The organism is Polaromonas vacuolata, assembly GCF_012584515.1.
GTDB lineage: Bacteria > Pseudomonadota > Gammaproteobacteria > Burkholderiales > Burkholderiaceae_C > Polaromonas > Polaromonas vacuolata.
Window position 1 is genome coordinate 1,378,529 of the sequence record NZ_CP051461.1, and the last position, 13,309, is coordinate 1,391,837.

13 protein-coding genes and 1 riboswitch are annotated in these 13,309 nt (G+C 49.8%); of the genes, 5 read left to right on the forward strand and 8 right to left on the reverse strand.

Annotation, left to right across the window (positions count from 1 at the left end):
* Positions 1 to 200: 200 nt before the first annotated feature.
* The 4 genes from HC248_RS06440 to HC248_RS06455 form a co-directional block, all read right to left on the reverse strand.
* On the reverse strand, positions 201 to 656 hold the full coding sequence (locus HC248_RS06440) for an SWIB/MDM2 domain-containing protein (protein ID WP_168921787.1): 456 nt from the start codon (positions 654 to 656) through the stop codon (positions 201 to 203).
* A gap of 286 nt (positions 657 to 942) precedes the next feature.
* Positions 943 to 1,761 carry a sulfite exporter TauE/SafE family protein gene (locus HC248_RS06445; protein WP_168921788.1) on the reverse strand — a complete coding sequence of 273 codons (819 nt, stop codon included), beginning with the start codon at positions 1,759 to 1,761 and terminating at the stop codon, positions 943 to 945.
* 346 nt (positions 1,762 to 2,107) lie between these two features.
* Entirely contained in the window at positions 2,108 to 2,467 is a 360-nt protein-coding gene (locus HC248_RS06450) for a cell division protein ZapA (protein ID WP_168921789.1), read from the reverse strand.
* Positions 2,464 to 2,727, reverse strand: a complete 264-nt coding sequence (locus HC248_RS06455; protein WP_168921790.1) for a DUF904 domain-containing protein — start codon at positions 2,725 to 2,727, stop codon at positions 2,464 to 2,466. The genes HC248_RS06450 and HC248_RS06455 overlap by 4 nt, the downstream gene beginning before the upstream one ends.
* 35 nt (positions 2,728 to 2,762) lie before the next feature.
* Positions 2,763 to 3,056: riboswitch (cobalamin riboswitch) on the forward strand.
* 79 nt (positions 3,057 to 3,135) lie between these two features.
* Between HC248_RS06455 and HC248_RS06460 the strand changes: the two genes are divergently transcribed.
* From HC248_RS06460 to HC248_RS06475, 4 genes are all read left to right on the forward strand, one after another.
* A complete protein-coding gene (locus HC248_RS06460) occupies positions 3,136 to 5,133 on the forward strand; it encodes a TonB-dependent receptor (protein ID WP_168921791.1) in 1,998 nt (665 codons plus the stop codon).
* A 201-nt stretch (positions 5,134 to 5,334) separates the two neighbouring features.
* Positions 5,335 to 6,078, forward strand: a complete 744-nt coding sequence (locus tag HC248_RS06465; protein WP_238342787.1) for an ABC transporter substrate-binding protein — start codon at positions 5,335 to 5,337, stop codon at positions 6,076 to 6,078.
* 196 nt (positions 6,079 to 6,274) lie between these two features.
* Positions 6,275 to 6,973, forward strand: a complete 699-nt coding sequence (locus HC248_RS06470; RefSeq protein ID WP_168921793.1) for a hypothetical protein — start codon at positions 6,275 to 6,277, stop codon at positions 6,971 to 6,973.
* Between the two features lie 685 nt (positions 6,974 to 7,658).
* The gene (locus tag HC248_RS06475) at positions 7,659 to 8,804 is read left to right on the forward strand and encodes a hypothetical protein (protein ID WP_168921794.1); all 1,146 of its coding nucleotides are present in this window, start codon (positions 7,659 to 7,661) and stop codon (positions 8,802 to 8,804) included.
* On the opposite strand, the gene HC248_RS06480 is transcribed toward HC248_RS06475, so the two are convergent.
* Positions 8,755 to 9,735 carry an IS30 family transposase gene (locus HC248_RS06480; RefSeq protein ID WP_168921224.1) on the reverse strand — a complete coding sequence of 327 codons (981 nt, stop codon included), beginning with the start codon at positions 9,733 to 9,735 and terminating at the stop codon, positions 8,755 to 8,757. The two genes, HC248_RS06475 and HC248_RS06480, sit on opposite strands and share 50 nt — an antisense overlap.
* Before the next feature lie 125 nt (positions 9,736 to 9,860).
* On the opposite strand from HC248_RS06480, the gene HC248_RS06485 reads away from it, so the two are divergent.
* Complete coding sequence (locus HC248_RS06485; protein WP_168921795.1) at positions 9,861 to 10,619, forward strand: hypothetical protein; 759 nt, start codon at positions 9,861 to 9,863, stop codon at positions 10,617 to 10,619.
* Between the two features lie 124 nt (positions 10,620 to 10,743).
* Here HC248_RS06485 and HC248_RS06490 read toward each other — a convergent pair whose 3' ends face one another.
* Genes HC248_RS06490 through cobT form a run of 3 tightly spaced genes read right to left on the reverse strand, consistent with a single transcriptional unit; the run spans position 10,744 to position 13,284 of the window.
* The gene (locus HC248_RS06490) at positions 10,744 to 11,304 is read right to left on the reverse strand and encodes a histidine phosphatase family protein (RefSeq protein WP_168921796.1); all 561 of its coding nucleotides are present in this window, start codon (positions 11,302 to 11,304) and stop codon (positions 10,744 to 10,746) included.
* 10 nt (positions 11,305 to 11,314) lie between these two features.
* Positions 11,315 to 12,142, reverse strand: a complete 828-nt coding sequence (locus HC248_RS06495; RefSeq protein WP_168923709.1) for an adenosylcobinamide-GDP ribazoletransferase — start codon at positions 12,140 to 12,142, stop codon at positions 11,315 to 11,317.
* A 53-nt stretch (positions 12,143 to 12,195) separates the two neighbouring features.
* Positions 12,196 to 13,284, reverse strand: coding sequence for a nicotinate-nucleotide--dimethylbenzimidazole phosphoribosyltransferase (gene cobT / locus HC248_RS06500; protein ID WP_168921797.1), 1,089 nt, complete (start codon positions 13,282 to 13,284; stop codon positions 12,196 to 12,198).
* Positions 13,285 to 13,309 lie beyond the last annotated feature (25 nt).

A 13,309-nucleotide genomic window follows, 5' to 3' on the forward strand; every position in this document is an offset into this window, starting at 1 on the left:
AACTAATTTTTTAGGCCTTCGGTTGCAAAGGTATGACTATTGCAATGTCCGTGCCAATCAAAAAGCCCGCGTTAAAAATGGCTGTACCATAGCGTAAATTTTTGGTTTGGTGAAAGTATATGCCTTGTTAATGTTGTGTATCGATGCGGCAAAAAAAAAGACCGGTTGAACCGGTCTTTTGAAGTCAGCAATAAAGCTGATTATTTGACGTGCTTGCCAATCAGGCCAGCCATCTCGAACATCGAGACTTGTGGTTTGCCGAAGACTGCTTTGAGCTTGTCGTCTGCATTGATCATGCGTTTGTTGGCGCTGTCCTGCAGACCCTTGGCTTTGATGTAAATCCAGAGCTTGCTGACGATCTCGGTGCGTGGTAACGGCTTGTCGCCGACTACTGCCGAGAGTTCTTTGCTCAAAGTCAGCGGCTTCATAAACGCGGCGTTGGGCGTGCGTTTTTTGGCGGCGACTTTTTTTGCTGCGGGTGCTTTTGCTGCAACGGTTTTTGCAGGAGCTGCTTTTTTAGCGGCTACTACTTTTTTCGCTGCTGCTGGAGCTGCAGCTTTGGTTGCGGGTGCTGCGGCTTTTACAGCCACTTTTTTTGCCGGTGCAGCCTTTGGTGCGGGTGCTTTTTTTGCCGGTTCTTTTTTTGCAGTTGCCATGATTGATTTTCCTTCTGAAAGTTGACAAATCACCAGTGAAAATAACTAGTCTTTACTGGCACAGCGGATGCTACTGGAGAAAACATGTGTTTCATAGGGCGGAGCCTATTTTTTTGCTTGTTTTTGCAGTCATTTACCTTTGAAGCGTAAAAAAACTGCAAATCGAGCTTTTTCGCAGCTGATTCGTCGTTGCTTTTGCAGCGCCAGCCAGAGTTCTTTATGCACACGGTAATTTGTAATTGTGGTTTTTGAAATTTAAAAACCGTGTTTAAAGCGCTGTAAAAGCTTAAAAACTGACTATGCCTTTGAACAGCATGTAAGCGGCAAGCACATACAGCAGACTGGCAAATATGCGTTTGAGTTTGCTAATCGGCAAAGTGTGAGCCGCTTTAGCGCCCAAGGGAGCCATCAGAAAACTACTCGTGGCGACCACAACCAGAGCTGGCAACCAGATGTAGCCAAATGAGCTGGGTGGTAAATTTTGTACTGTTTGTCCGCTAATGGCATAACCCACGACGTTGGCCAGAGCGATAGGAAAACCTAGTGCGGCTGAGGTTGCGACTGCGCTGTGCATGCTTACGTTGCACCAAGTCATAAACGGCACGCTGATGAATCCGCCACCTGCACCCACCAGTCCGGACAGAAAACCTATGAAACCACCTGCGCCTAATTGCCCGGCAGTGCCTGGCATTTGGCGCGTGGCTTCGGGCTTTTTATTCATAATCATTTGGGTCGCAGAAAAGCTCACGAATAGGCCAAAAAATATAGCCAAATAAGAGCCCTTAAGCAGCGCAAAAACGCCTAAGCTGCCGATAAAACTACCCACCACAATGCCGGGAGCTAAGCGTTTGACGATATCCCAGCGCACCGCGCCGCGCTTGTGGTGTGCTCTGACGCTGGCAATCGAAGTGAAGATAATGGTTGCCATGGAAGTGGCAATCGCCATCTTCACTGCCAGATCTGGCGATATACCGCGCCCTGACATGATGATGGTGAGAAACGGCACCATCAACATGCCCCCGCCAATACCGAGCAAGCCCGCAAGAAATCCGGTACTCAGTCCCAGGATTATGAGTTCGACTATGAGCTGTGGTTCAAGAATCATGGCAGTGCAGCCCGGTTTGCGGGCTGGTGTTGGGGGAGGGTTATGAAAGGCAGATGCCTGTGATGCAAGCTAGCCGTGCAGGCCGTTTGCGTGAATAGGTGTCTGCAAAAATCACTGGACTGTCATCCTGAACCAGGGTTCAGGTGGGCGAGGTCATTCCAACTTCGGGTCCGTCTAACGCGAGACGGTCACTCCAGTCAGAAAATTTCCAAGCCCGAGCTCAGAGAGCATTGGTTGCAGGAAATATTAAGCCCAATAGATATTGCAGACGATTTCATTGTAGGCGCTGCTGTGTCCCGGCTTAAGCTCGTGGTTATCAAAACGCTTTCTTTACCGGCGTAATTTTTCAGAGCAGTTGGCCATCAGTGCCTAGTGCATGGTCTAGGCGTTTGAGCAACACTGCCAGTTGCAGCTCGTAAGCGGCGCTATGGTTTTCTTGCAGCTTGTCGGCTGCAGTGATTTGGCCCGCCTCGGCTAGGCTGGTTGACAGGTAAGCGCTGGTTGTGCCTTGCTCGGGTAATTCAAAAGCTAAGTTAAGCGCGGCCAGAACGGCGATACGGTCGCGGGCTTTGACTTTTCCAGCGTCACGTATTTTGCACATCGCAACATCGACGCGATTGACCGCTTCTAACATGCGAGCATCACCGTTTTCCGGACAGCCAAGCAGGTAATTTTGGCCCATGATTTGAACTTCAAGTTTTTTCATTTGTCTCCCCCTGTATTGGTGTGGGGCGGTGCGGCGGCATTCTCGGGCAGGCGCTCTAACAAGGCGTCAACTCGTGCTCGCGCTGCGCTTAACCGGGATTTGAGAGAGTCTCTTTCATTACTGATAGCGCTTATCTGAGCGTTAAGCAGCTCATTGGTGCGCTGTAATTCCTCATGGCGCAGCAGTAAGCGCTCAACCCTCTCGATGATTTGCTCAATGCCGGAGCTGGCGGCGCTGTGGTTTAAGTTGGGATTATCCATTACTGATTTATTGTAGAGTGAGCCGGATTGAGTCGCGTAGAATGCTTTTTATTGGTGCTTGCAGTGTGTCTTACACGCTGCAGTTCAACGGGAAGCAGGAGGGTGATGATGTTAGTTGTGCGGGTAATTCCGCTAAACACACACAAATTTTCCTAACCTGCGCTGCCCCCGCAACGGTAAAACAGACAAGTACATCTGCCTAAATTTTTTACTAAGTGTACTTAGCTTTCATCATCAGCTACTTAGCTTGCTGATTAAAAGGAATGCTTGACAAGGCGATGTACAGCAGCTCCGTCAGCCCGGATACCGGCCAATAAAGTGACTGCGTAGCCCTTGATGGCAAACGCTGTCTTATCGCTAATGCACTGGCGGGGAAGCCGGTGAAAGTAATTTGCTGATTGTTTATCCATGTTTGCTAATAAGTTTCGCTTAACTGGCTCACGCCTTGCCGTGCTTGCTGTTTTTTTGCCCGTTGCCTCAGTCGCACTAGCGCAGTCCCAAGCTGCGCTCAAACCAATTATTGTGACTGGTGACCGTATTGCTGGCGCACGTGAATCGCAACCTTATGGCAGCAGTGTGATCAGCTCTGAAGACATTGCGCGGATTGGTGCAGTTACTGTTAACGATGCCATCATGCGGCTGCTCGGTGTAGTAGGACGTCAAGATTTTTATGGTGGCGGTGACTACTCGCTAGACTTACGCGGCTTTGGCACGACTTCAGACAATAACCAAGTGGTGATAGTTGATGGCATCCGTTTGAGTGAAGCCGACACAGGTGGCACACGCCTAGCCGGTATTGCAATTGACTCAGTGGCGCAAATTGAAGTGATTCGCGGCAGCGGTGCGGTGCTTTATGGCGAGGGTGCAACCGGCGGTGTGATCATCATCACTACCAAAGCCGGTGCTGGCTTAGCGCGTAAAAACAGTGCTTCGCTGTACGCCGGCGCAGGCAGTTTTGGCTTGCGCGAAGGTCGTGCTAACGCCACCATCGCTAGCGGTGGTTTTTCTCTAGACATAGGCGCGATGAATCGCAAAAGCGATAACTTCAGGGACAACTTTAAGTCCGAAAGCGATGCGCTGTCAGTTTCTGGTCAATGGAGTAATGACTGGCTGAGATTCGGCGCTAGCCGCTCTGAGGACAATCTGAGTACTGGTTTGCCGGGCGCTTTGAGCGCCGAGCAGTTTGCCAACAATCCGCATCAAGCACAGTTCACCAGCACTGACGATCAAGCGCGTATCGAAAATATCCGCAACAGCGTATTTGCCGAAGCCACCTCTGGCAACTGGCTGCTAGCGTTTGAAGCCGGTCAACGCACAAAAAAACTACGCAGCCAAAGTGTCAATAATGCGTCAATTTATAGCGCTGATATTAAGTCCAACAATTACGGTTTGCGGGCGATCAACACATCGACTCAAGCGCTATACAGCAGCAAACTGGTGCTGGGGTCTGACTACTCGCGTTGGACGCGTGATGTGGCCAATTCATTTCCTGCGTTTAATTTTTTCTCCGCTAACAACGCAGCGCAAACTTCACATGCATTTTATTTTCGTGAAGAATTCACGCTGACCTCGACCGGCAGCGTGTTTTCAGTAGGCGCGCGAACCGAAAATATTAAAAAAGATACGCGTGTGAGCTTGCCTGCCGCGTCGCAATCGGGTTTGGCGAATCGTCAAAACGCATGGGAGCTGGGCTTGAGTCAGCCCATTAATACGCAGGTCTCGGTTTATGCTCGTATTGGTGAGAGTTTTCGCTTAGCAAACGCGGATGAATATAGTTTCGCTACGCCCGATAAAAATTTGCTGCCGCAGCGCTCCAAAGACATCGAATTAGGAAGTCGCTATGCCGCTGGTCCGCTGAAGTTTGAGGCCCGCCTTTACCGCAGTGCGCTAACCAATGAGATTGGCTTTGACCAAAATGCGAACGGACCTTTTGGTCCCGGTTCTGGCGCCAACGTTAATTTTGATCCCACACGCCGCAGCGGTATTGAGCTAGACGGTAGTTACGCACTGAGCAAAGTTTTGAGCTTTCGCGGTAATGCAGCGCTGCGCAAGTCTACGTTTACTGCGGGTCAATATGCCGGCAAAGATGTGGCGCTTGCACCGCGCAAAAGTCTGGCGATTCATGCAGATTGGATTCCAACGACAAACCATTTGCTCAGCGGCGGTGTTAACTGGGTTTCAACTCAGCATCCAGACTTTGCTAATCAGTGTTCCATGCCCGCCTACACCACGGCTGACGCACGCTACGCCTACTCTTGGTCAAACATGGAAGTCTCAGTCGGTCTGCGTAATGTGTTTGACCGCAAATACTACACGCAAGCTTTTGCTTGCACGGATGGTGTGACTAACAGCGTCTATCCGGAGTCAGGCCGTGCTGCAACGGTTGCCCTTCGGATTAAGTTTTAAGTGCGAATTTATAAGCCTGACGCTCCACTACCTTGACCATACAAACCGGATCTGATCATGACTGCTCCAGTGCTTGACTCGACAATTTCAACAATTGAAAATCTTGCATCTATTGATTGGCGCAACCCGAGAATTGATGGCCAAGTTTTGGGCCCACAGCGCATAGTCTGCCTGACCGAAGAGCCCACTGAGTGGCTTTATATGTTGGGCGAAGAACACCGCATCGTGGGCATTTCTGGCTACACCGTGCGTCCACCTAGAGCACGTGCAGAAAAGCCCAAGGTCAGTGCTTTTCTCAGCGCCAAAATAGACAAAATAGTGGCACTTAAGCCGGACTGTGTGATTGGATTTTCCGATCTGCAGGCCGATATCGCCGCACAGTTAATCAAGCACGGTATACAAGTCTGTATTTTTAACCAACGCAGTGTGGCTGAGATTTTCTCAATGCTTTACCAGCTCGCCGCCATGGTTGGTAAGGTTCAGCGAGGGCTTGAATTAATCACGCAAATGCAGTCTCGGTTGCTAGAAATTGAATGCGCTGCCAAAAGCCTCAAACGCCGACCACGCGTTTTTTTTGAGGAATGGTATGAGCCGCATATCAGCGCGATTGCTTGGGTTTCTGAACTTATAGGAATTGCTGGCGGTGATGACTGCTTCCCAGAACTCGCCTGTCAAGCCATGGGCAAAGGCCGCATTATTGCCGACGGCGATGAGATAGTCAGACGCAACCCAGAAATCATTTTTGGCTCATGGTGTGGTAAAAAATTTCGGCCTGATCAAGTACTTGCCAGAGCCGGTTGGCAAGACGTTGCAGCGCTTAAAAGCGCGCATGTTTTTGAAATTAAATCAGCCGAAATTTTGCAGCCTGGACCGGCTGCTTTGATCGATGGCGTCGAGCAAATTCACCGCATTATCATGCGCTGGAGTCAAAGCTATGAGTCCTAAAATTTGGTTCAAATCTGGGCTTTGTGAAGCGGCTAATAAAATAAAAACTTATTTTTGATGGCAACTTATATTGCGGCTCGTGTGTCGGCGCAATTTCCAACTTTAAAAAGTATTAATATGAGGTATTGATTGTGGCTAGTTTTTTGCTGCAACTACACCTACACCTTGCTGCTAATCCCAGCTATCTAAGACTCGAATGTCCCAGTCCAACTTATCTGAGTTTAGTGTTGAGCCTCAACAACGCCTTGATGAGCGCCTTCAAGCGCGCTTGGTCGAGGCCGCAAGGTATGCGCTGCTAAGGCGTTTATCGCCGGCTTTGCGCCACGACCTTGCCGGCAGTTTGCAGCCCATCAGCATGATCGCCGCCATACTTGAACGGCGCCTGCAAATGCCTCAGCCAGACCTAATGTTGTTGGCAAAAAATGCTAACGTGATTGGCAACTTATCGCGCGAGGCAGTCAACGCTTGCATGAGTCTTATGACTTGGCTGGCGCCACAAGGCCAGCCGATACAGGCGATCAACGCCGGTGTGGACGAAGTAGTCAAGCTACTCGGGACGGATTTTTCTATTCGCGGCTTCACCCTGCAAAACGATACCGGCCAAGCGCAAGGACATGTTCTGAGTAGCGCTCTGCGCAGTGTGTTTGTCGCTGCGCTGCTAGCCTTGAGCGATGAAGCTCAAGCACCAGCGCTGATAAGTCTCGGTGTGGTGCAGACAGCGGAGTCGGGTATGACGCTGACATTGACGATTTTGGCGACAGCCGGTGCAGCGCCGCCGGCGTTAGAGCCAAACTACAGAAATATTGACTGGGACGATGTTCAAGCACTCGCTATCGCCGAGCGAGTGACGCTTTCCCGTGACAAGCACAACGTGTCACTTTTTTTTGGTGCGTAATCCAGTGTGATGTGACTTAAAGCGCTTTATTGCGTGTGATTGAATTCGATTACATGTGATCGTGCGTGAGGCCCTTCAGTGCACGCACTGACGCACTGACGCATTCAGCGCATACCTTTTGAGCGTTGGTTAAATGCTTTCTTTTTTTTGCCAGAGCTACGCCGATATTTTTGGCTGTCACGCTCGGGTTCATCCATAACCACTATTGCTCACATCTGTAGCTGCATGCGTGTGCAGCTGTACAGATTCGTCCGCTGACGATAGCTGCTTATTTTTTGACCAACGTAAGTTAAAACTTTTACTTGCATTAAATATTTGCAGTTGTGTTTCAAAAAGAATCATTTTAGGTTATTGACGTTTTTTTACAAAAAAATACAATATTTAACAACATGGTTGAAAGAGCTGAATTGACGAATCTTTAACTTGGAATCTATTTATGAATCCGACCAATCCTAATTACATTTCAAGTCCTAGTCCTAGTCCTAGTCCTAGTCCTAGTCCTAGTCCTAGTCCCATTCAAAGTCCCACTCCAAGTCCTAGATCTAGTGCCAATTCCATTCCCAGTTCTTTATCGCCATCATCACCTAGGCACACAATAACGGTTGAGAGCAAGCACCCCCAACCTGAGGTTACCGGCCTGTCTCTTAATCCCGCCGCGCCTGCAGGGATGCATAGATCAAGTTCTTTGAGCAGTCATTTGCAGTCCAATGAATATATTAACGTTCGTGAGCCAGAAGCTTTAATCGAAATACCTAGGCGACGTTCGTGTTGTGCAAGCTTTGGTTCAGCTGGCTGGTCCGGGTTTATGACCCTCATCAGAACTATCTTTATAGTCGGCACCACAGGCTCTGTTGGTTTAGCCATTAAAACAGGTCTTGTAACTTCGTGGGATGGCAACAAAAGCACAGGTAATCACGCCATCGCTGGCACTGTTGCGGTGGTGGTTGGTGCTGGTGCAACTTTTGTTATTGGCCCGCGTCTGGCTCAATTGTCTGGCGTAAGAGGCAGTTCACGCTGTGCGACCGCTGTGCGCTTTGCCTTTGGCGCAGCACCCTTGATGATATTTGGCAGTCAGCTCTTTGCTTGTACTCAAATACCGCGTCTCCAAGCCTCCGCAATAACCGTGGTTGCGGCTAGTTTGGGACGAGTGGTTAGCGCTGTCCTTCGCGATATGGGAACTCAGTTTTCCAAAGGCTTTGTGCCTAGGCTTGACGCCTTAGATACAAAAACGGGTAGAGCCTTGCTTGGTGACAGCGAAATACGTTTAGCGATCAATCGACATCGCACGGCCATCGCTACACTTTTTTATTTGGCTATTTCATTCGTTTATTTTCACTATGAAGACAATTCCACTGTTAAATCGTGGATAGGTGTTGATGATGAAAATCATCAAAAAGGTTCATTTGAAAATTTTAATGCCATGTTTCTTGCTGGTATGCCAGATGTTTTGCGGCGCACATTGGCTGAAGCCGTCGATGACTTTGGCATCGCGATCGCCATGGCGATCGCCACTCACTTTAATGACGCGACTCTAAGCTTGAGTCCTACCAGCGGCGAAGTATTGCGCAGTAATTTTGCGCCAAACAGTCAAGCCATGGACAACGCTTTAGACGCGTCATCCATGCGCGTCCTTATGAGTTCGGTATCGTTGGCGCTAGAGAATTCTCTGAAATGGTTCCCGATCGAATCTGCAAAACACTTGAATGTCGAATTGCTCAATACATTTCTAAGAACTATTTGGGGTGGATTCACAGAGCTAAGGGGATTTTTTGTAGGCGGATTCAAGCTTGAAGTGCAACCGTATGCTGATAGGACTCTAACTGTTCCATAAAAACCTGATGCGGCGTTCGATACCCTAAACATTTTCTAGGACGATGATTGAGCCTGTGCATCGCTAAAGCAATGTCATCGTCGGTGATGCAATTAAAGCGCATCCCCTTTGGGAAAAACTGGCGAATCAAACCGTTCATATTCTCGTTCGCCCCACGCTCCCACGAGGCGTATGGATGGGCGAAAAAGAAATCTGCACTCAGCGCAGAAGCTATTCGTTCATGCTGGGCAAATTCCTTGCCGTTATCAGTCGTGAGAGTGTGCACGCAATGAGCGAACGGTTTGAGTAAAGTGATTAACGCGTCCCCTACGGCTTGCGCTGTTTTGAATGGCACGTGGAAAATTATTGAATAGCGAGAGACACGCTCATTAATCGTCACTAGTGCTTGCTTCTGCCCGGCACCAATCACCAGATCAGCCTCCCAGTCGCCAAAGCGCGCACGCTCAAGCACGATGTCGGGTCGCAGTTCTATTGAGACCTGGCGAGAGATGGTGCCGCGCCGTTCACGGCCACTGCTGCGTTTTTTTCGCGTCTTCTGGCAACGCAGTGTTTTATGCAAGGTGCCGCCCGCGCGTTTGTCAGCGTAGATGTACTGGTAAATGCTCTCATAGCTAACACCGGGTTGGTGGCTAGCTTCGAGGTGGCCGCTGATTTGCTCGGGGCTCCAAGCCTCAGCCAACTTTTCCTCCACTACAGCCCATGTCGAGTCAGCAACTCTAGGACTATTGGCGCAGGCAAGTCTACGTTCTTGGGCTTTGTCATTTGCCTGCTTAGGGCGATAGCCTCGTAGACCGCGGTTACGACGCAACTCACGGCTGATGCTCGATTTATCACGGTCCATCATTTTTGCAATTTCACTTTGATTGAAGTTTGCTTTGACGAGGATTGCAATCTGGTAACGTTCGTCACGGGTGAGGTGTGTGTAAATCATTCTGGGCAACTTTGACTTGGTAGTCGGGAAGCTTGGATGCTCTCACATCTCACCCACCCGTACGGTTAATTTCAAAGTTGCACTTCAGACTTGAATCCGCGGTAGAAAAAGCCCAGCGAGGCCGTTTGGAAGAAATTTTAAATAATCCGTTGGATAGTAAATGGGTAGCTGCAAGTATTAGCGGTGGCGTTGATCGCGAGTTTTTAACACTACTTTCCCCCAAGATTCTTAATGCTGCTAATCGACTTCGGCAGTCAGGGGAAAGAAAAATTATGGCAGATCCACTTGATGCGGCGGGGGGAGGGGCTAATTTATTTTTGGTTCCAAACAGTCTTCCAGCTTCAACAAGTTCGGAAAGTTCGCTTCAAGTTTTAGAATCATCATTACCTCAAGATGACAAGCACGGCTTAGGCAATAGAGTGGTGTTTGCTGGTGACGGAGAAAATCGCGAGGGAACTCCTGATACTGATGAGATTAAAAATATTGATTTTTTGACCAATACTACGAGAGCCTTAAGTTTGCAGGAAGAGGGGCTACGTTGGAAATTCAAAGTTGATAGAAGTTTAGATTCATCTATCGATAATAAATACGATTTAGTAAGTTCGGGTTCTGATTCACCAAGTATTTCAGTCGCTATCGACATTGTTAATGGATGGGAAACCAACTTGCATGAACGCCTTTCTGCTCTGCAACCTGGTGCAATTTTCCAGATTCAAAATGTGGCTGCTACCTTTGTTAGTTACAACCAGAGAAGTCAGGAGTTGAAAGCTAACGCATCGAGAAGTCCTTTGCTGGAAGACCGATACATAGTTGTTAACTTAGGTGCAAGTGATACTTATTCTTTTCGACCTAACAGCGGAGTAAATATTACATTCAATGGCTAGCTGTATGATGTATTCCGCTGCCAATCAGTGCTTCTCCGCATTAGTTTTTAATTTTTTCAATCTTAATTTTGAGCACTAATTTTTTTAATCTAAACATCATTTTAGGTGTTGTAGATTTTAATTTTTACGCTAGATTAGATAAGACTTCTGTCTCACACCACCCACCCCAGCTTGGCGCTTGAGTCGGCCATTCGCTAGCACTTTTAATATCTGCTTGACCGCTGAGAATTAGATTGGTTGCGCGTATCACACCCGCATGCGTGATCCACGCTGTCGTCTGGTTATTTGTGCGCGTCTCGTTAACAGCTGCGCCAACACGGCGCAAAATGTCGTCAACGCTTTCTGCACCACCGCAGCGCCAGTAGCGAAAGTTAGCAGTCCACGCGTCAAGATCAGTACGCGCAATCTTGTCCCAGCGCTGGCCTTCCCAAACACCAAAATTCATCTCCACCAGCCTCTCGTCTATGCACAACTTTAGCTCTGGTCTTTGTTTGATTAAGCTTTGCGCTAGTTGCCGACATCTTTGCATGGGTGAGCAAACCAGTTTGATGCCTGGCGGTAACTCTTTGGCTAAAGTGTTCGCCGATTGCTGTGTTGACTCTGCATCCGCCGCCATGTCGGTAGCGCCATAGCAGACTCCGCTTTTAATCAGCGGCAAGGCGTGGCGAATTAAATAAAGTTTCATCGCCGGCCTGTCATAGCGCCAGCGCTAGACCAAAGTAAAAGGCGATTTCGCAAACCTGCTGAGTTGCGCCCAAGCCGTCGCCAGTAAAGCCTTGCAGACGCCGCCAGAGCAAGCGCCACATATATAAAAATCCTAGGCCAGATGCAAGCAAAGCGGCGGCCATGGTCAGCAGAAAATTCCAGAGATAAAAGCCTGCTGTGAATGACTGCTGCACAAACGCCAAGCCCAGACCTACTAGCACCCAAAGCAAAGCCGTGAGTAAACTTAGGCCAGTTATTTTGTCTGCCAAGGGTTTTGATTTTGAGCCTGCCGCGTCACCCACATGCGCCATCAAGCGAACCAGTAGCAAAGGCCAGCCGCGGGACACCACATGGGCGGTAAATAGGGCCAGCAACATTGCACTTGAACTGATGCTGCCTATTAGCGCGAGCAAAGCGACTTTGCTGAGTATTGCCAACACCAGCGCCAGCGCACCAAATGCGCCTACCCGCGAATCTTTCATGATGATGAGGGCGCGCTCACGCTCGTAGCTGCCGCCCAAACCATCGGCTATATCGGCTAAGCCGTCTTCGTGAAAAGCTCCCGTCAACATCACGCTGAGCAGCGTGCCCAACACCGCCACCACCAGCGGCAGCATCGTGCTGGCCGGTAAGGCGGAGAGTAACAAAGCGCTAAAACCCGCCACTATTGCGCCCACCAAAATGCCTATGCCGGGGAAATGCCCAGCGCTGGCGCGCAACATGGCTGGGCTAAAACCGACCCACGCGGCCAGACGGCCAGTCACCGGTATACGGGTGAAAAATTGCAGCGCCAATAAATAGTGACGTACAGCAATCATGACTTTAGACATGACATTGGACATAAAAATTAGCCTAACTTTGAGCGTTGGCTTTACCCAAGTTCAGGCGCAGCAGAGGTTTTTTCTGACACACCTGCCGCTTCAAAACTAGCCATTTCATGGAGTATTAAACACGCTGATTTCAGCAATGGCCAAGCCAGTGCAGCGCCGGAACCTTCACCCAACCTAAGGCCTAAATCGAGCAACGCTTCTACGCCCAAATGTTGGAGCATAAATTCATGGCCACGTTCACCCGAGCGATGCGCAAAGATGCAGCGCTGCAAAACCAGTGGCTCTAACGCATGGGCGAGCATGACGGCGCTGCTGGCAATAAAGCCGTCCACCAAAATCACGCGTCGCTCGTGGGCCGCTTGTAGCACTGCGCCTGTCATGGTGGCGATCTCAAAGCCGCCCATAGCGGCGAGTATTTCCAGCGGCTGATTTAAGTCCGCGTGGCGATGCAGCACTTCACGCAGTACAGCCGTTTTGCGCTGAACCGCCGCTGCATCCAAACCCGTGCCCGCACCGGTGCACTGGGCGATGTCTAGCTTGGCGATGCGAGCCAATAGCAGTGACGCCGCCGAGCTATTGCCAATCCCCATTTCGCCCAGTAGCAAGGCATTACCGGGCAGTGATTTAACCAGCTCGCGGCCGTGGATCAGCGCCTGCTCGCACTGCGCCATGCTCATGGCAGCTTGGCTTGAGGAGTTGTGCGTGCCGTGTTCTGCACCATCGGCTTTTCTGACCTGCAAGCCTAGGCGTACTGAGCCGGCTGGCCGGCCAGCGAGAAAGTCGTGTTTAACACCGCAGTCGACCACCGTCAGCGCCAATCCATGCTGGCGTGCCAAGACACTGACGGCTGCGCCACCGGCAAGAAAGTTCTCCACCATTTGCCAAGTGACATCACTGGGAAAGGCTGAAATGCCGCGCGCGCAAAGTCCGTGGTCTGCCGCAAAAACAACCATTTGTGGTGCCAGCAAAACCGGATATTGCGTGCCCAGAATTTGCCCAATTTTGAGCGCCAAGTCTTCCAGCTGACCGAGCGAGCCGTGCGGCTTGGTCTTGCTATCCAGCACCTTTTGCAGTGTGCGGTTTAAGTCTTGATTGTTGATGTCTAAGAGTTTTGGAATGCTAGTTTTCATGCGCTTGATAAGAAAGATTAAGGGC

Bases quoted from the DNA above. Each gene is read 5' to 3' on its own strand.
- HC248_RS06440 (WP_168921787.1), bottom strand. From the start codon at position 656: ATGGCAACTGCAAAAAAAGAACCGGCAAAAAAAGCACCCGCACCAAAG.
- HC248_RS06445 (WP_168921788.1), bottom strand. From the start codon at position 1,761: ATGATTCTTGAACCACAGCTCATAGTCGAACTCATAATCCTGGGACTG.
- HC248_RS06450 (WP_168921789.1), bottom strand. From the start codon at position 2,467: ATGAAAAAACTTGAAGTTCAAATCATGGGCCAAAATTACCTGCTTGGC.
- HC248_RS06455 (WP_168921790.1), bottom strand. From the start codon at position 2,727: ATGGATAATCCCAACTTAAACCACAGCGCCGCCAGCTCCGGCATTGAG.
- HC248_RS06460 (WP_168921791.1), top strand. From the start codon at position 3,136: ATGTTTGCTAATAAGTTTCGCTTAACTGGCTCACGCCTTGCCGTGCTT.
- HC248_RS06465 (WP_238342787.1), top strand. From the start codon at position 5,335: ATGTTGGGCGAAGAACACCGCATCGTGGGCATTTCTGGCTACACCGTG.
- HC248_RS06470 (WP_168921793.1), top strand. From the start codon at position 6,275: ATGTCCCAGTCCAACTTATCTGAGTTTAGTGTTGAGCCTCAACAACGC.
- HC248_RS06480 (WP_168921224.1), bottom strand. From the start codon at position 9,735: ATGATTTACACACACCTCACCCGTGACGAACGTTACCAGATTGCAATC.
- HC248_RS06490 (WP_168921796.1), bottom strand. From the start codon at position 11,304: ATGAAACTTTATTTAATTCGCCACGCCTTGCCGCTGATTAAAAGCGGA.
- HC248_RS06495 (WP_168923709.1), bottom strand. From the start codon at position 12,142: ATGATTGCTGTACGTCACTATTTATTGGCGCTGCAATTTTTCACCCGT.
- cobT (WP_168921797.1), bottom strand. From the start codon at position 13,284: ATGAAAACTAGCATTCCAAAACTCTTAGACATCAACAATCAAGACTTA.